The following is a 17771-nucleotide window of genomic DNA, read 5'->3' as shown; positions in this document are numbered from 1 at the left end:
CGTTCAGGACAGCTCGGCCGGCGCGCAGGTGGCATCGACCCGCTCGATGAGCGCGCTGTCTTCAGGGGATTCGGGAAGCGGGAAACGCAATACGCACCGCGTGTTGTCTGGGAGCTGCACATGCAGGCGCTGACCCGTTTTTGCGTCGGGCAGAAAAATCGTCCCGGCGTCCTGGACCGTCGTCAGGTAGCGCCCCTGTTCATCGTGAACGCTCAGTCCCTTGGCCAGCCATTGCCGGTCGACGGTCATCGCATTCAGTAACAATCGCCGGACAGTGACGAGCGAGAAGTCCAGATGCTGCACCGAACCACGGGCGGGCTGCACTTCCTTCACCCCGTCGAGCACTTCAACGTTGCGCGACAGGCTGAGCGGGTCGACTTCCAACCGTGCCGTCGACCAGGCCGGCAGGCTCGCCGCGACTGCGTGGCCCGAGCCATCGGTCCAGACCGGTCCTTGAGGCGTGTTCAGTTTCACGCCCGATCGATCACCGGCCTTGAGTACGCCGAAAGTGTCGCGCAGGGGATAGGGCGACAACGTTGCGCCCTCGCGATGCAGTGCCACACCACCGCGCAGCCCCACGTCGTAATCGGTCGCCCCGGATCGCTGGGCGACGCCAACGTCCAGGCTGGTGTAGCGCGGCAGGGCATTGAAGCGCACGCCATAGCTCGCTGCCGCTTCATCGCGGTATTCAGCGTTGGCGTTGTAGGCCAGGTTTTCACCCAGTACGTCACTGACGGCCACGCCCCGACGCAGGCCGGATCGATCATCACGGCGCAAATAGCCGCGCAGTCTTCGCTGGCCACCCAGCGCCATTCCCAGTGTCAGGTAAGCGGAATTGCCCAGGCGATCGGGCGCTGTATCGCCGATAGCACGTTCCAGGTTCAACGACAGGCTGATGCGCTCAGGCAATGTACGCGACCAGGACAGGCCAAGACGCGACTGCGACGGTTCACCCTGGGTCGAATATCGCGACCAGGTCGCTCCAAACGCGCCCCATTGATCCACCGAACCGGTGAGAGAAAACACCAGGTGATCGCGACCGGGAGACTCAGCCCGGTGAAGCGCCTGATTCCAGCCGGTGTCTGACAGCGTGCGAAAATTCCGTCTCTGGCGCACCGCAACCAGGCTCGTCGACAGCTGCTCGGACAGCGGCGCACTCAGCGTCAGCTGCGTCTGGCTGCCTCCCTCGCCACTGGAGCGCTCATCGGACAGCACCTGCTTCACGCCCAGTGCGTAGCCGCCGGCCCACTGTCGTTGCAGGCCCCAGCCTGTCGACAGGTAGTCGGTTGCCGCGAGCACACCGGCGGTCAGTCGGGTGGCCTGCCCCCAATCCCAATCCTTGCTGAACGCCGTGAAAGAAGGCGTTTGTCGGTCGTCCGAGCCCAGCCGTCGCACCGTGCCCAGCGCGAAGTTGAACCCGCTCGGCCCGGCCCATTGCGCTTCGTGGAGACTGGCCGCCGGCACGCGCAAGCGGCGCGCCTGCCCATCCTGCTCGTGCACAGTCACGTCCAGATCAATCTGGTTGCTCAGCAATGGCAGCGCTCGCAGCGTGAACGGTCCACTCGGCACCATGGTGCTGTAGATCATCACGCCGTTCTGCCGGACTTCGATGCGGGCCGGCGAATACGCGACACCCTCCACCTGCCCCCGCGCGCCGTCCTGCGCCGTTCGCAACTGGGCGAATGCCGCTTCCGGCAGGATCTGCACACCGTTGAATGGTTCACCGGCAAACAAGGTCGACGCGAGATTCAATTGCCCGACCTGCAGACTGACTTCGGCGTCTTCCAGGGCTCGCGCACCGTAGGCATACAGGTGCTCGAACCGCGAGTTGCCGGAGGTCGACGTGTAAGACTGCCGACTGCGCAATACCCAATCTCCGGCGTTCACGCCGACCTCTGAGCCCAGGCTTTGAAACCTGTCGTGTTGGCCTTCATGCTGACTGCCGACCATCAACGCGTCGTAGTTGAAAACGCCGGCCATTCCGCCATGAGCGAAGTTGTTGGGCGCACGTTCCGGCAGCATCAGACGGTCGGTCGGTACCAGCAGATCAATCCGTTCGCGTCCCGGATCCAGATGCGCGACCGCTTCGGGAAATCCCTCCACCAACGTCGTGCACTGCTCCGGTCGCAACCTGGCCATCGAGGGTGGCGGGTGTACTCCGGCAGCGTTCAGCCATTGGGGTTGCAGGCACAATTCTCCGCGCTCGTTGAACGACACCCGCACACGGCCTCTGGCCTGTCCGTTGACCTCAAGCGCCACGGAATGCTCGCCTTGGGCGAAGCGCGGCGCCTCACGAAAGTACACCGCCAGCGCAGGGTCGATGCCGCGCTCCCTCAACACTTGAGCGTCGAACTCCAGTGACTCGGCCGCCAGCACGGTGCCGTTGACCGCCAGCAGCAACACGCCCCAACGAACGCAGACCTTCATCAGCGAGTAACCGGCGCGTCGTAATGGTCGACCGCAAAGCCGTAGGTGGTGGCCGGAAAAATCCTCACTGCCATCGTCTGAGCCGAGGCGTGCAAGGGGAAATCGGCGCGCAGTCGCTCGCCGGGCAAGATGTAGGTCTTCGGCAGGTTAACCGAGCGGGTGCCCGGCAGAGGCAAAATGGTTTTCGCCAGCCGAACCACATAGGGGCTCGGATTGACGACCTGCACACCAGCGGCATCTATTGACCAGGTCAGCCGCTTCCAGGGCTCGCGCTCCACCGGCAATCCGGCGGGGCGCAGAATCACCGGCAGGTTCTGACGGACACCGAGGGTGACCCGCGCTCCGGCGGCGTCACTGGTCGGCTGGATCCCCTCGAAGATCACCCGCTTGAGGCGTTCAGTCTTCAACGGTTGCTGACTTTGCAGAATGAATCGCACTTGCTGAATGCCGTCCGGTTCGACACGAGCGATGGGCGGGGTAAAGACCAGCAGTACATCGTCGCTGTCCTCGATATTCTCGACGGTGGTGTGCAGCAATGCGGGGCGCGTATCGGTATTGCGCACATTCATGACCGCTTCACCCATACCCTCCTCCACCAACAGCACCGGCGTCTGCGGAACCATTCCGGCGGCGTGGGCCAGCGGCACTGAAAGCCATGCGAACAGGCACAGCGCGACAGTCTTGAGAGCAGACTTGAAAGAAATGAGCATCGGGATAATCCGTGAAATCCTGGATGCGGCCCGGCAAATACCGGACCGCGCTCGCGTGTGCCAGCCGGTCCCGGTGCCTGAGAGACACCGGGACGCTGTCATCAGAGGTAGAACATGTCGAACGTCACGGAGCCGTCCAGCGGGATTTCGTTGGCAATCGGCAGGGCGTTGCTTGGGCCGATGATCGGCAGCAGCTGCATCGGGAAACCGTGATGACGAGCCGCAACCGGACCGGTCGCAGCGCTGGCGCCCCACGAGTACAACTGCGGCGCATTGCTGACCAGCGTGCTGGTCGGCACACGCCATGCCGGGGCCGCCAGGGTCCGGGTCAGCAGCGTCTGGGCATTGCCGTCGGTCTCCGGAATGCCATGGCGCAAGGCGAAACCACCAATAGGCGTACCGTTGATTTCACCCAGCCCGAAAAACAGTGCCGGATCACTCTGACCGGCACCATCACTGATGCCGGGCAACTTGGTGCCGGCCCGGTTATCACGCACCGACACTTCCACGGGGGCCGGTGCGTCGCAATTGATGTGCAGGGACACATCGCGACCGCCCAACAGGGTCTGTGTGGTCGTATTCAACGCCGCCGCCGAAATCTTGCGCAGATCCACCGTGCCGCCACCGGCAAAGGCCGGAATGCAGGAGGTCGGAATAATGGTGCCGATGACATTCAGGTCAACGCTTTCTGCCATTGCCATTGTTGGCAGCAGCGCCGCCGCCAGTACTGCAAGACGGTATGTCTTTTTCATAAGCCGTAATCTTCCATTTGATTGACAGTTCAATCCCTACAAACCTGGTATGTAAGTAAGCGGGCTGATGATTGCGGCTTATGAGAGATAAATCTGTAGGAAACGGGAACGCTTAAACAGCGAAATCACGACTGGTTTAATAGGCACTTTGAGCCTGGTGGCGGGGTCCTACGCTGTCGTGGCCGGATGCTTTGAACCGCCATGTCTACAGGGCCCGAGTTTCAGTGCGCCTGAAAGCCCACAGCCATGAACCAGGCAGCCGCTCTGTTTCAGAGATCGGAAGGCCTGACGGTTAGGCCGATAACGGGCGGCGTACGCCGTGCCATACTCCTGACCTTTCCCACACCCGGAACGACCCGACTTGAGCTCCAGACACTTCCTGCCGCCTGCACTGCTGTCCGCCCTGCTGCTCACCGGGTGCGCTTCGCTTGATGTTCCGCGTGACCCGAGCCAGGCACTGCCGGCGTCCGACTCCGCGTTCGGCCGTTCGATCCAGGCCCAGGCGGCGCCCTACAAGGGCCAGTCCGGCTTTCGCCTGCTGTCCAACAGCACCGAAGCCTTCACCGCCCGCGCCGAGCTGATTCGCAACGCTCAACGCAGCCTCGACTTGCAGTACTACATCGTCCATGACGGCATCAGCACGCGAATGCTGGTGGAAGAAGTGCTGAAGGCGGCCGATCGTGGCGTGCGGGTGCGGATCCTGTTGGACGACACCACCAGCGACGGCCTCGACCTGATCATTGCGACCCTGGCGGCGCATCCGCAGATCCAGATCCGTCTGTTCAATCCGCTGCACCTGGGGCGCAGCACCGGCGTGACCCGGGCGGCCGGGCGGCTGTTCAATCTGTCGCTGCAACACCGGCGGATGCACAACAAGTTGTGGCTGGCGGACAACAGCGCGGCCATCGTCGGCGGACGCAATCTGGGCGATGAGTACTTCGATGCCGAGCCCAACCTGAACTTCACCGATATCGACATGCTCAGTGTCGGGCCGGTCGCCGAGCAGCTCGGGCACAGTTTCGACCAGTACTGGAACAGCGCCCTGAGCAAGCCGATCGACGAATTCCTCTCAAGTAAACCCACGGCCAAAGACCTGCAGAACACCCGCACGCGCCTGGAGGAATCCCTGGAGGAAACCCGCAAACAGAATCACGCGCTGTATCAGCAGTTGATGACCTACCGCACCAACCCGCGCATGGACATCTGGCGCAAGGAGCTGATCTGGGCCTGGAACCAGGCGCTGTGGGACGCGCCGAGCAAGGTGCTGGCCAAGGGCGAACCCGATCCGCAACTGCTGCTGACGACCCAACTGGCGCCGGAGCTCACCGGCGTCAACAAAGAACTGATGATGATTTCTGCCTACTTCGTGCCGGGACAGCCGGGGCTGGTCTACCTGACCGGCCGCGCTGATGCCGGCGTAGCGGTGAGCCTGCTGACCAACTCGCTGGAAGCCACCGACGTGCCGGCGGTGCACGGCGGTTATGCGCCGTATCGCAAGGCGCTGCTGGAGCATGGCGTGAAGCTCTACGAACTGCGGCGCCAGCCTGGGGATAATTACGGCAGCGGCCCGCACCTGTTTTATAGCAAGTCCTATCGCGGCTCGGATTCGAGCCTGCACAGCAAGGCGATGATCTTCGACGGGAAAAAAGCGTTCATCGGCTCGTTCAATTTCGACCCGCGCTCGGTGCTGTGGAACACCGAAGTCGGGGTGCTGGTCGACAGCCCGGAACTGGCTGCCCACGTACGTGAGCTAGCCTTGCAGGGCATGGCGCCGGCGCTGAGTTACGAGGCGAAACTGCAGGATGGAAAAGTGGTGTGGGTCACCGAGGACAACGGCCAGATGCACACCCTGACCAAGGAGCCGGGCAACTGGTGGCGACGGTTCAATGCGTGGTTCAGCACCACCGTGGGACTGGAGCGGATGCTGTAGCAGCCCGCTCCGGCCGGCTTATCAAGCGGGCTCCGGCACTTTGCCGAATGCCCCTTGCCGGGACAGCAGAATCACCAGCCCGAATGCACCGGCCGCCATCAGCCACGGCAACGCATGCCCGCTGATCCACTGACTGCCCGCCCCCGCCATCAACGGCCCGATCAGGCAACCGACGCCCCAAAGCTGCGCGACATGGGCGTTGGCGCGCACCAGCGCATCGTCGCGGTAGCGCTCGCCAATCAAAATCAGCGACAGGGTGAACAGGCCACCGGCACTGGCGCCGAACAGCACCCACAGCGGCCAGATCAGCAAAGTGTCGAGCAGCATCGGAATCGCCAGACTCGACAACATCAATACCACGGCGCAACCGGTAAACAGGGTTCGCCGTGACAGATAATCGGCCAGCGCACCGATGGGCAATTGCAGCAGCGCATCGCCCACCACCACGGTGCTGACCATCGCCAGCGCAATCTCTGCGGTGAAGCCCTGTTGCAGGCAATACACCGGCAACAGGGTCAGGATCATCGCTTCGAACGCCGCGAACAGCGACACCGCCCAGGCGATGGCCGGCAGCTCGCGAGCGAAGCCCCACAGATCGCCGAAGGTCACGCTGCTGGCCTCACTGCTCGGCGCGCCACTGCGGCCCAGCAGCAGAAACGGCGAAGCGATCAGCAGACCGACACCCACCCAGAAGCCGTAATCGTGATCGGTTCCAAGCGCACCCAGCAGTAATGGACCAGACAGTTGGCTCAACGCATAACTGCTGCCATACAGTGCCACCAGGCGTCCGCGCCAGTGTTCGACCACCAGTTGATTGATCCAGCTCTCGCCGAGGATGAACACGATGGTCAGAACCACGCCGATCATCAGCCGCAATACCAGCCAGATCGGGTAACTCGGCAGCAGCGCCAGCAGGCCGATGGACAGCGCCCCGGCCCACAGGCACAGGCGCATCAGGTTCGCCGTACCGAAACGCGCGGCCAGATGACTGGAGATCTTCGCCCCCAGCAAGACGCCAATGGCCGGCATCGCCGCCATCACGCCAATGGCGAACGAGCCGTAGCCCCAACCCTCCAGGCGCAACGACACCAGTGGCATGCTGACCCCAAGGGCCAGGCCGACACTCAAGACAGACGCCAACACGGCGAAATACGTCGCCCAACGCATGTTCCACGCTCCTGTGGATAATTTTTATGTGCACCACAAAAGACTGTGGGAGCGAGCTTGCTCGCGATAACGGTTTCACATTCAGCAAATGTGCTGACTGATACACCGCTTTCGCGAGCAAGCTCGCTCCCACAGGGATCTTTGTATCGTTCGGGGGCCCGCCTCGGCAGGCTCCCTCAACGGTTTACAGCTTGATCCAGGTCGCCTTCAGCTCGGTGTATTTGTCGAACGCGTGCAGCGACTTGTCACGACCGTTGCCCGACTGCTTGAAGCCGCCGAACGGCGCAGTCATGTCACCGCCATCGTACTGGTTGACCCACACGCTGCCGGCCCGCAGGGCCTTGGCGGTCAGGTGCGCCTTGGAAATGTCCTGAGTCCACACCGCTGCCGCCAGGCCGTAAGGCGTGTCGTTGGCGATGTTGATCGCTTCCTCGGCGGTATCGAAAGCGATGACCGACAGCACCGGGCCGAAGATCTCTTCCTGAGCAATTTTCATCGCGTTGCTCACACCGTCGAAAATCGTCGGCTCGACGTAAGTGCCGCCGGTTTCCTGAAGGATGCGCTTGCCGCCGGCCACCAGTTTGGCGCCGTCGGTGTGGCCCGATTCGATGTAGGACAGGACGGTGTTCATCTGCTGGGTATCGACCAGCGCACCGACATTGGTGGACGGATCCAGCGGATTGCCCGGTTTCCAGGCTTTCAGCGCCTCGATCACCATCGGCAGGAATTTGTCCTTGATCGAACGTTCGACCAGCAGGCGCGAACCGGCGGTGCAGACTTCGCCCTGGTTGAAGGCGATGGCGCTGGCGGCGGATTCGGCAGCGGCCTGCAAATCCGGCGCATCGGCAAACACGATGTTCGGGCTCTTGCCGCCGGCTTCCAGCCACACACGTTTCATGTTCGATTCACCGGAATAAATCATCAGCTGCTTGGCGATCTTGGTCGAACCGGTGAACACCAGGGTATCGACATCGTTATGCAAAGCGAGCGCCTTGCCGACGGTGTGGCCGTAACCCGGCAGCACGTTCAGCACGCCTTTCGGAATGCCAGCCTCGACTGCCAGCTCGGCGATGCGGATGGCGGTCAGCGGGGATTTTTCCGACGGCTTGAGGATCACCGAGTTACCGGTCGACAACGCCGGGCCGAGCTTCCAGCAAGCCATCATCAGCGGGAAGTTCCAAGGCACGATGGCCCCGACCACACCCACTGGCTCACGGGTTACCAGACCCAGTTGATCGTGTGGAGTAGCGGCGACTTCGTCGTAGATCTTGTCGATCGCTTCACCGCTCCAGCTCAGGGCTTGCGCAGCGCCCGGCACGTCGATGTACAGCGAATCGCTGATCGGCTTGCCCATGTCGAGGGTTTCGAGCAGGGCCAGTTCTTCGGCGTGCTGCTTGAGCAGGCCGGCGAAACGGATCATGGTGGCTTTGCGTTTGGTCGGTGCCAGGCGTGACCAGACGCCGGAATTGAAGGTGGCGCGGGCGTTTTCCACGGCGCGCTGGGCGTCGGCGGCGTCACAGCTGGCAATCTTGCCCAGCAGACGGCCATCGACCGGGCTGATGCACTCGAAGGTCTCGCCGGAGACGGCATCGGTGTACTCGCCATTGAGGTAGGCGCGGCCTTCAATCTTCAGGTCGCGGGCGCGTTGTTCCCAGTCGGCACGAGTCAGGGTGGTCATTCGAGTGTCCTCCTCTTGTTCAATACGAGCGCCGCGATCGTCGCGGTCGTCCTCAGGAATACTGCCCGGCCAGCCTGCTTTCGGCCCAAGGCATCCGCCACCCTAAACCAGCGGCCGGGGTTGTTTCAATATATTTGACACAAGCTCGCCATACGGCCTTGCGGCGTTCAATTTAATCAACATAGACTTTGGCCCTTTCACGCCATCGCGCCGTCATCACGGGAGAAAACAACAATGAACATCCAGAACGTCGTCGACATCAGCCTGACCACAACCGAAGCCGAACGCTATCGCCCGGACCCGGCCAAAGTGCTCAAGGGCGATCCCGAACAAGCGGTGTTCAATCAGTACGACAGCCCTTGCGGGCAAATGGGTGTCGGCGTGTGGGAAGGTGCGGTCGGGCAGTGGACGGTGAACTACACCGAACACGAATACTGCGAGATCCTGCAAGGCGTTTCGGTGCTGCGTGACGGCGAAGGCAATGCCAAGACCCTGCGCGTCGGTGATCGCTTCGTAATCCCGGCCGGTTTCCGTGGCACCTGGGAAGTGCTGGAAGCCTGCCGCAAGGTCTATGTGATCTTCGAACAGAAGGCTTGAGGTTTTCGTTGACTGATCTGGCCCCAATCGCTGGCAAGCCAGCTCCCACAATTTCGGCGGTGTGCACACATCTTGTGAACGCCAATTACCCCTGTGGGAGCTGGCTTGCCAGCGATGAGGCCCGCACAGGCACCACAAAATCCTGGGCAACAAAAAAGGCCCGTATCGCGAGATACGGGCCTTTTTCGTAAGTCGGGAAAAATCAATTACTTGATTTTGCCTTCCTTGTAGATCACGTGCTTGCGAACAACCGGATCATATTTCTTGATCTCGATTTTGTCCGGGGTAGTACGCTTGTTCTTGTCGGTAGTGTAGAAGTGACCAGTACCGGCGCTCGAAATCAAACGAATCAATTCACGCATGATTAGCTCCCTTAAACCTTGCCGTCGCGACGCAGCTCGGCCAGCACAACGCTGATGCCACGCTTGTCGATGATACGCATGCCTTTGGCGGAAACGCGCAGGCGTACGAAACGTTTCTCTTCTTCAACCCAGAAGCGGTGATGCTGCAGGTTCGGCAGGAAACGACGACGGGTTTTGTTGTTTGCGTGGGAAATGTTGTTCCCAGTCACCGGACCCTTACCGGTAACTTGACATACTCTAGACATGCCTCAGCCCTCTAAAACCACATGCCCAACCCGGCATGGGTTGGCCGCTTAATCTCTAGTCATTGTGGCGCCAGGCGCCGCGATTCTTTAGAGGTCTTACCGGCTACACCTACAAGCGAAGGAACCGGGCCCCTAGAAAAGAGCGCTGCTTTATACCAGAAAGACCACGGAGCAACAACTTTCCGTGCGCAAAGAATGGCTAAAAAGCCGCTTTTTTCGGTCGCAAGCGCCTTGGACAAAGGCTGCCGGCAATTTTTACCATTCGTCGAGGAAAACCGATCATACCTGCTACCGAGACTTTTCCTGCCGTCTCCTCGGACAAATCCTCAACCGTGCAGCCCCGAAATGCAAAAAGGGGATAGTCATTTGCAATCGCGACCACTAGGGTAGGCCTTTTCCAGACTGCACTTGCAGATGGGCCTTCGATCTGTAAAGGAAGCCGACCATGCGCCTCGCTGCCCTCCCCCTGCTCTTCGCCCCGCTGTTACTGAGTCCACTGGCCCAGGCCGCCGCCCTGAGCGTCTGCACCGAGGCCAGCCCCGAGGGCTTCGACGTGGTGCAGTACAACTCGCTGACCACCACCAACGCCTCGGCGGACATGCTGATGAACCGTCTGGTGGATTTCGACACCGCCAGCGGCAAGGTCGTCCCGAGCCTGGCCGACAGCTGGGAAGTCAGTACCGATGGCCTGAGCTATGTCTTCAAACTGCACCCGCAGGTGAAGTTCCACACCACCGACTACTTCAAGCCGACCCGCGAACTGACCGCCGAAGACGTCAAATTCAGCTTCGACCGCATGCTCGACCCGGCCAACCCGTGGCACAAGGTCGCCCAGAGCGGCTTCCCGCACGCCCAGTCGATGCAGTTGCCGAGCCTGATCAAGAAGATCGACGCACTGGATCCGCTGACCGTACGTTTCACTCTCGACCACCCGGACTCGACGTTCCTCGCGACCCTGAGCATGGGCTTCGCCTCCATTTATTCTGCTGAATACGCCGACAAGCTGCTGAAGGCTGGCGCGACCGACAAGCTCAACAGCCAACCGATCGGCACCGGCCCGTTCGTCTTCACCCGATTCCAGAAAGACGCCTCGATCCGCTACAAGGCCAACCCGGACTACTTCCACGGCAAGCCTGCGGTGGACCCGCTGATCTTCGCCATCACCCCCGACGCCAACGTGCGTCTGCAAAAGCTGCGGCGCAACGAGTGCCAGATCGCCCTGTCGCCAAAACCACTGGACGTACAGGCCGCGAAGCAGGAGCCGACGCTGAAAGTCGAAAAGACTGACGCGTTCATGACCGCCTTCGTCGGCATCAACAGCCAGCATCCACCGCTGGACAAACCGGAAGTACGTCAGGCGATCAACCTCGCCTTCGACAAGGCCAACTACCTTAAAGCCGTATTCGAAGACACCGCCGAAGCCGCCAATGGCCCGTATCCGCCGAACACCTGGAGCTACGCGAAAAACCTGCCGGGCTACGTCCACGATGTGGAAAAGGCCAAGGCTCTACTCGCCAAGGCCGGATTGAAGGACGGTTTCCAGACCACCATCTGGACGCGTCCGTCCGGCAGCCTGCTCAACCCGAACCCAAGCCTCGGCGCGCAATTGCTGCAATCGGATCTGGCGGAAATCGGCATTCAGGCGGAAATCCGTGTGATCGAATGGGGCGAGCTGATTCGCCGCGCCAAGGCTGGCGAGCATGACCTGCTGTTCATGGGTTGGGCTGGCGACAACGGCGACCCGGACAACTTCCTGACCCCGCAGTTTTCCTGCGCGGCGGTGAAGTCCGGCACCAACTTCGCCCGCTATTGCAACGCCGATCTGGACAAACTGATCAGCGCCGGCAAGACCACCAGCGAACAAGGCGTACGTACCAAACTGTACGAACAGGCACAGGCGCAGATCCAGCAGCAGGCGCTGTGGCTGCCGCTGGCGCATCCGACGGCATATGCGCTGACGCGTAAAGACGTGCAGGGTTACTCGGTGAGCCCGTTCGGGCGGCAGGACTACTCCAAGGTCACCCTCAAGTAATCCGCCCCGGCTTGCAGCGACTACAGTCGCTGCAAGCTACATCCAGCCACACTCCGCCATCGATAACGGTTCCCCATCGCCAACGATGAAGTGGTCGAGCACCCGCACATCGATCAGCTCCAAAGCCTTCTGCAAGCGCCTGGTCAATAATCGATCAGCCTGACTCGGATCGCTGTTCCCCGACGGATGGTTGTGGCACAGGATCACGGCCGCCGCGTTATTGGCCAACGAGCGCTTCACCACTTCGCGGGGATGCACGGCGGTGTTGTCGATCGAGCCGCGAAACAGCGTTTCAAAGGTCAACACTTGATGTTTGGAGTCCAGAAACAGGCAGCCAAACACTTCGTGCGGCTCGTGGCGCAACATGGCCTTGAGGTAATCGCGGACTACCTGTGGATTCTCCAGCGCCGTTTTCTGCCGCATGCGCTCGGCCAAATGTCGCCGCCCCATCTCCAGTACAGCCTGCAGTTGGGCAAACTTCGCCGGCCCCAGGCCCAATTGCTCGCTGAACGCCCCAAGGTCAGCCTCCAGCAATGCACGCAGGCTGCCGAACTGATTCAACAAGTGTCGCGCCAGATCCACTGCGCTTTTACCGGATACGCCGGTCCGTAGAAAAATCGCCAGCAATTCGGCATCGGAAAGACTTCCCGAGCCCTGTTCCAACAGCTTCTCCCGCGGCCTTTCCGCCGCCGGCCAATCGCGAATACTCATACACATTCCTTGTCTGTGGGCGCCGCTGTTCCGTAGCGGTCGCTGTGATATCGTAGCCCATCTTTTTTGCGGGCGAATTCACCCTGGGGAGGGGGTTTCGCCACGTATGTCACCAACGAATTGAAAGGCAGACCTATGCAGCGGCTGTATCGGAAACGCATCGTTCTGGGCGTCGGCGGCGGCATTGCTGCCTACAAGAGCGCCGACCTTGTGCGCCGCCTGATCGATCAGGGCGCCGAAGTGCGCGTGGTCATGACCCGCGGCGGCAGCGAATTCATCACCCCGCTGACCATGCAGGCGCTGTCCGGCCACCCGGTTCACCTGGACTTGCTCGACCCGGCTGCTGAAGCCGCAATGGGCCACATCGAACTGGCCAAATGGGCCGATCTGGTGCTGATCGCCCCGGCCACCGCCGACCTGCTCGCCCGCCTGGCCCAAGGCATCGCCAACGACCTGCTGACCACGCTGGTGCTGGCCACCGACGCCATCGTCGCGGTCGCCCCGGCCATGAACCAGGCCATGTGGCGCGACCCGGCGACCCAGGCCAACCTGCAACTCCTTGAAAGCCGTGGCCTGAAGACCTTCGGCCCGGCTTCCGGCAGCCAGGCCTGCGGCGACGTCGGCATGGGCCGCATGATGGAAGCCACCGACCTGGCCCAGCTCGCGGCGGACTGCTTCCAGCGTCAGGCGCTGACCGGCAAGCACGTGGTGATCACCGCCGGCCCGACCCAGGAAAATATCGACCCGGTGCGCTACATCACCAACCACAGCTCCGGCAAAATGGGCTTCGCCCTGGCGGAAGCGGCAGTGGAAGCCGGCGCCCGCGTGACCCTGATCAGCGGCCCAGTACACCTGCCGACGCCGGATCGCGTCACCCGCATCGACGTGGTCAGCGCCCGCGACATGCTCGCCGCGTGTGAAGCCGCGATCCCTTGCGACATCTTCATCGCCTCGGCGGCGGTCGCGGACTACCGTCCGGAAGTCGTCGCCCCGCAAAAATTGAAGAAAGACCCTACGAGCGGCGACGGCTTCGTCCTGCAAATGGTGCGCAACCCGGACATCCTGGCCACCATCGCGACCCGTCCCGACCGTCCGTTCAGTGTCGGCTTCGCCGCCGAGACCGAACACCTGCTCGACTACGCTGCACGCAAGCTGAAGGACAAGAATCTCGATCTGATCGTCGCCAACGACGTCGCCAACCCGAGCATCGGTTTCAACAGCGAAGAAAACGCCTGCAGCGTCATCGACCGTGGGCTGCACGCCACGGTTTTCGCCCAGACCAGCAAAGGCAAAATCGCTCGCCAACTGGTCACTTTTATCGCCGAACGTCTGAACCAGGTTTAATTTACATGCACGCTTTGCAAGCCAAGATCCTCGACCCACGCATCGGTACCGAATTCCCGCTGCCGCAATACGCCACACCGGGCTCCGCCGGCCTCGACCTGCGCGCCATGCTGCAAGAGGACATCGTGATCAAACCGGGTGAAACCGTGCTGATTCCTACCGGTCTGTCGGTCTATATCGGCGATCCGAACCTCGCCGCGCTGATCCTGCCGCGCTCGGGCATGGGCCATAAGCACGGCATCGTGCTGGGCAACCTCGTCGGCCTGATCGACTCCGACTACCAGGGCCCGCTGATGGTGTCCTGCTGGAACCGTGGCCAGACCGAATTCACCATGCCGGTCGGCGAGCGCCTGGCTCAACTGGTACTGGTACCCGTGGTGCAGGCGCACTTCGAAATGGTTGAAGAGTTCGTCGAGACCGAGCGCGGCACGGGTGGTTTCGGCCATTCCGGCACCAAGTGATCGGCTGAAAACCCGTTGTGGCGAGGAGGTATTCCTCGCCACAAACTTCAAAATGTCATCTGCAAGGTTTAGCGCTGAAAATCAACGCATTGGCAGGCCAACACCACGCTGGACAAGGCGTCATGGCCCTTTCACACCACGAACTCTCTGTGAAAACCGTCGTCATACCCTTCAGTTTGAGCTTGCCGTCGAATAATCGTCGGTGTGTCCAGCCACTTTCGAGATGGAGCATTTTTGCAGATGAGCACCCCCGCCCAAGTCGCCCCGAAGCTTCCTGACAGCATCTTCCGCGCCTACGACATTCGCGGCACCGTGCCGGAATTCCTCAATGCCGAAACCGCCTACTGGATCGGCCGCGCCATCGGCTCCCAAAGCCTGGCCCAGGGCGAACCGAACGTGTCCGTCGGTCGTGACGGCCGTCTGTCCGGTCCGGAACTGGTTGCCGCACTGATCCGCGGTATCGCCGAAAGCGGCTGCCATGTCAGCGACGTTGGCCTGGTGCCGACGCCTGCGCTGTACTACGCCGCCAACGTGCTGGCCGGCAAATCCGGTGTGATGCTCACCGGCAGCCACAACCCGTCGAACTACAACGGCTTCAAGATCGTGATCGCCGGCGACACCCTCGCCAACGAACAGATCCAGGCCCTGCACGAGCGCCTCAAGACCGGCAACCTGAGCAGCGGCACCGGCAGCGTGACCCAGGTCGAGATCCTTGACCGCTACAACACCGAAATCGTCCAGGACATCAAACTGGCCCGGCGCCTGAAAGTCGTGGTCGACTGTGGCAACGGCGCGGCCGGCGTGATCGCCCCGCAGTTGATCGAAGCGCTGAACTGCGAAGTCATCCCGCTGTACTGCGAAGTCGACGGCAACTTCCCGAACCATCACCCGGACCCGGGCAAGCCTGAGAACCTCGTTGACCTGATCGCCAAGGTCAAGGAAACCCAGGCCGACATCGGCCTGGCCTTCGACGGCGACGGCGACCGCGTCGGTGTGGTGACCAACACCGGCACCATCGTGTTTCCGGACCGCCTGCTGATGCTGTTCGCCCGTGACGTGGTGGCGCGCAACCCGGACGCGGAGATCATCTTCGACGTCAAATGCACCCGTCGCCTGATCCCGCTGATCAAGGAATATGGCGGTCGGCCGCTAATGTGGAAGACCGGTCACTCGTTGATCAAAAAGAAAATGAAACAGTCCGGCGCGCTGTTGGCCGGCGAAATGAGCGGGCACATTTTCTTCAAGGAGCGCTGGTTCGGTTTCGACGACGGCATTTACAGCGCCGCACGGCTGCTGGAAATCCTCAGCAAGGAAAAATCTTCGGCCGAAGAGCTGTTCGCGACCTTCCCGAACGATATTTCCACGCCGGAAATCAATATCCATGTGACCGAAGAGAGCAAATTCAGCATCATTGATGCACTGCACGATGCGCAGTGGGGCCCAGGCGCCGACCTGACCACCATTGACGGCGTGCGGGTCGACTACGCCAAAGGCTGGGGCCTGGTGCGCGCATCCAACACCACACCGGTGCTGGTGCTGCGTTTCGAGGCCGATGACGAGGCTGAACTGCAGCGCATAAAGGCTGTATTCCATGCCCAACTGAAACGCGTTGCACCTGATCTCCAACTACCGTTCTGATTGCTGATTCACCCGGAGCCCTGAATGACCCTCGAACGCGATGCCGCCGCCAACACTGCCAAGGTCCTGTCCGAAGCGCTGCCTTACATCCGCCGATACGTCGGCAAGACCCTGGTGATCAAATACGGCGGCAACGCGATGGAAAGCGAGGAGCTGAAAACCGGCTTCGCCCGCGACATCGTGCTGATGAAGGCCGTGGGCATCAACCCGGTGGTCGTGCACGGCGGTGGCCCGCAGATCGGCGATCTGCTCAAGCGCCTGTCGATTGAAAGCCATTTCGTCGACGGCATGCGCGTCACCGACGCGGCGACCATGGACGTGGTGGAAATGGTCCTCGGCGGCCAGGTCAACAAAAGCATCGTCAACCTGATCAACCGTCACGGCGGCAGCGCCATTGGCCTGACCGGTAAAGACGCCGGGCTGATTCGTGCGAAGAAGCTCACCGTCACCCGCCAGACCCCGGAGATGACCCAGCCGGAAATCATCGACATCGGTCATGTGGGCGAAGTGGTCGGGATCAACACCGAACTGCTGAACCTGCTGGTCAAAGGCAACTTCATCCCGGTGATCGCGCCGATCGGCGTGGGTGAGAACGGCGAGTCGTACAACATCAACGCCGACCTGGTGGCTGGCAAGGTTGCCGAAGCGCTGAAGGCCGAGAAGCTGATGCTGCTGACCAACATCGCCGGCCTGATGGACAAGTCGGGCACCGTGCTGACCGGCCTGAGCACCCAGCAGGTCGACGACCTGATCGCCGACGGCACCATCTACGGCGGTATGCTGCCGAAGATCCGCTGTGCACTGGAAGCGGTTCAGGGCGGCGTGGGCAGCTCGCTGATCATCGACGGCCGCGTACCGAACGCGATCCTGCTGGAAATCTTCACCGATACCGGCGTGGGTACGCTGATCAGCAATCGCAAGCGTCCGTAAGCGATAGCGCAAACAAAAAGACCCCGCTCAGCCTGGCTGAGCGGGGTCTTTTTTCGCCCTTGAAGAAGCGATCAGACGCCGAACTGGGCGCGATAGGCTTCAACGGCTGGCAGGTGCTGCTTGAGTTGCGGGTCGTCTGCCAGGAATTCCAGTACCTGGTTCAGCGATACGATGCTGATGACCGGGATGCCGAAATCACGCTCGACTTCCTGGATTGCCGACAGCTCGCCGTTGCCGCGTTCCTGACGGTTCAGGGCGATCAACACACCGGCAGCCTTGGCGCCGTCCTGGGAAGCGATGATCTGCATCACTTCACGGATCGCGGTGCCGGCGGTGATCACGTCGTCGATGATCAGCACGTCGCCGGTCAGCGGTGCGCCGACCAGGCTGCCACCCTCGCCGTGGGCCTTGGCTTCCTTGCGGTTGAAGCACCATGGCAGGTCACGGTTGTGGTGTTCGGCCAGTGCCACGGCAGTGGTTGCCGCCAGCGGGATGCCTTTGTAGGCCGGGCCGAACAGCACGTCAAACGGGATACCGCTCTCGGCGATGGCCGCAGCGTAGAAACGACCCAGCTGCGCCAGCGCGGAACCCGAGTTGAACAGGCCGGCATTGAAGAAGTAAGGACTGGTGCGCCCGGACTTCAGGGTGAACTCACCGAAGCGCAAAACGCCGCGATCGATGGCAAAACGAATGAAATCGCGCTGATACGCTTGCATGAAAAAAACCCCAAATACCACGGATTTAGCTAATTAGCTTGACGCCGTGTATCATACACGCACGCGATTTT

15 protein-coding genes and 1 pseudogene are annotated in these 17771 nt (G+C 61.5%); 7 read left to right on the top strand and 9 right to left on the bottom strand.

The features are described from left to right. Window positions 1-3 precede the first annotated feature (3 nt). The 3 genes from QLG12_RS22655 to QLG12_RS22645 form a co-directional block, all read right to left on the bottom strand. Window positions 4-2427, bottom strand: a complete 2424-nt coding sequence (locus tag QLG12_RS22655; RefSeq protein ID WP_282475260.1) for a fimbria/pilus outer membrane usher protein — start codon at window positions 2425-2427, stop codon at window positions 4-6. After that, window positions 2427-3137: a fimbria/pilus chaperone family protein gene (locus tag QLG12_RS22650; RefSeq protein WP_197868872.1), complete on the bottom strand. Its 711-nt coding sequence runs from the start codon at window positions 3135-3137 to the stop codon at window positions 2427-2429. Before QLG12_RS22650 ends, QLG12_RS22655 begins: the two co-directional genes overlap by 1 nt. Window positions 3138-3238: 101 nt before the next feature. Further along, window positions 3239-3889 (bottom strand): DUF1120 domain-containing protein, encoded by a 651-nt coding sequence (locus QLG12_RS22645; RefSeq protein ID WP_282475259.1) that lies wholly within the window; start codon window positions 3887-3889, stop codon window positions 3239-3241. Window positions 3890-4250: 361 nt separating this feature from the next. Between QLG12_RS22645 and QLG12_RS22640 the strand changes: the two genes are divergently transcribed. Next, window positions 4251-5819 (top strand): phospholipase D family protein, encoded by a 1569-nt coding sequence (locus QLG12_RS22640; protein WP_197868874.1) that lies wholly within the window; start codon window positions 4251-4253, stop codon window positions 5817-5819. 21 nt (window positions 5820-5840) lie between these two features. On the opposite strand, the gene QLG12_RS22635 is transcribed toward QLG12_RS22640, so the two are convergent. Both QLG12_RS22635 and QLG12_RS22630 read right to left on the bottom strand, forming a co-directional pair. Next, the gene (locus QLG12_RS22635; protein WP_064379350.1) at window positions 5841-6986 is read right to left on the bottom strand and encodes an MFS transporter; all 1146 of its coding nucleotides are present in this window, start codon (window positions 6984-6986) and stop codon (window positions 5841-5843) included. Between the two features lie 184 nt (window positions 6987-7170). Continuing rightward, window positions 7171-8664, bottom strand: a complete 1494-nt coding sequence (locus tag QLG12_RS22630) for an aldehyde dehydrogenase (RefSeq protein WP_282475258.1) — start codon at window positions 8662-8664, stop codon at window positions 7171-7173. Window positions 8665-8898: 234 nt separating this feature from the next. On the opposite strand from QLG12_RS22630, the gene QLG12_RS22625 reads away from it, so the two are divergent. Beyond that, window positions 8899-9261 (top strand): cupin domain-containing protein, encoded by a 363-nt coding sequence (locus tag QLG12_RS22625; protein ID WP_007954453.1) that lies wholly within the window; start codon window positions 8899-8901, stop codon window positions 9259-9261. A 206-nt stretch (window positions 9262-9467) separates the two neighbouring features. Here QLG12_RS22625 and rpmG read toward each other — a convergent pair whose 3' ends face one another. Continuing rightward, complete coding sequence (gene rpmG / locus QLG12_RS22620) at window positions 9468-9623, bottom strand: 50S ribosomal protein L33 (protein WP_003177274.1); 156 nt, start codon at window positions 9621-9623, stop codon at window positions 9468-9470. 11 nt (window positions 9624-9634) lie between these two features. Continuing rightward, entirely contained in the window at window positions 9635-9868 is a 234-nt protein-coding gene (gene rpmB, locus QLG12_RS22615; protein ID WP_003177273.1) for a 50S ribosomal protein L28, read from the bottom strand. A 445-nt stretch (window positions 9869-10313) separates the two neighbouring features. Between rpmB and QLG12_RS22610 the strand changes: the two genes are divergently transcribed. Further along, the gene (locus QLG12_RS22610; protein ID WP_236192297.1) at window positions 10314-11900 is read left to right on the top strand and encodes an ABC transporter substrate-binding protein; all 1587 of its coding nucleotides are present in this window, start codon (window positions 10314-10316) and stop codon (window positions 11898-11900) included. 36 nt (window positions 11901-11936) lie between these two features. Here QLG12_RS22610 and radC read toward each other — a convergent pair whose 3' ends face one another. Continuing rightward, window positions 11937-12611 carry a DNA repair protein RadC gene (radC, locus tag QLG12_RS22605; RefSeq protein WP_197868877.1) on the bottom strand — a complete coding sequence of 225 codons (675 nt, stop codon included), beginning with the start codon at window positions 12609-12611 and terminating at the stop codon, window positions 11937-11939. Window positions 12612-12746: 135 nt separating this feature from the next. Between radC and coaBC the strand changes: the two genes are divergently transcribed. The 4 genes and pseudogenes from coaBC (at window position 12747) to argB (ending at window position 16984) form a co-directional block, all read left to right on the top strand. Continuing rightward, window positions 12747-13955, top strand: a complete 1209-nt coding sequence (gene coaBC, locus QLG12_RS22600) for a bifunctional phosphopantothenoylcysteine decarboxylase/phosphopantothenate--cysteine ligase CoaBC (protein WP_197868878.1) — start codon at window positions 12747-12749, stop codon at window positions 13953-13955. Between the two features lie 5 nt (window positions 13956-13960). Continuing rightward, window positions 13961-14416: a dUTP diphosphatase gene (dut, locus tag QLG12_RS22595; protein WP_011336556.1), complete on the top strand. Its 456-nt coding sequence runs from the start codon at window positions 13961-13963 to the stop codon at window positions 14414-14416. Between the two features lie 261 nt (window positions 14417-14677). After that, a pseudogene (locus QLG12_RS22590) lies at window positions 14678-16054 on the top strand (phosphomannomutase/phosphoglucomutase); the annotation flags it as partial. Between the two features lie 24 nt (window positions 16055-16078). After that, a complete protein-coding gene (gene argB, locus QLG12_RS22585; protein ID WP_007954443.1) occupies window positions 16079-16984 on the top strand; it encodes an acetylglutamate kinase in 906 nt (301 codons plus the stop codon). A 71-nt stretch (window positions 16985-17055) separates the two neighbouring features. Here the strand turns inward: argB and pyrE are convergent, their stop codons facing one another. Beyond that, window positions 17056-17700 (bottom strand): orotate phosphoribosyltransferase, encoded by a 645-nt coding sequence (pyrE, locus tag QLG12_RS22580; RefSeq protein ID WP_011336558.1) that lies wholly within the window; start codon window positions 17698-17700, stop codon window positions 17056-17058. Window positions 17701-17771: the final 71 nt, after the last annotated feature.

Source organism: Pseudomonas sp. V88_4, from assembly GCF_029967985.1.
Lineage (GTDB): Bacteria > Pseudomonadota > Gammaproteobacteria > Pseudomonadales > Pseudomonadaceae > Aquipseudomonas > Aquipseudomonas glycinae.
The sequence above is the reverse complement of the archived record's forward strand: the minus strand, read 5'-3'. Positions and strand labels throughout refer to the sequence as shown.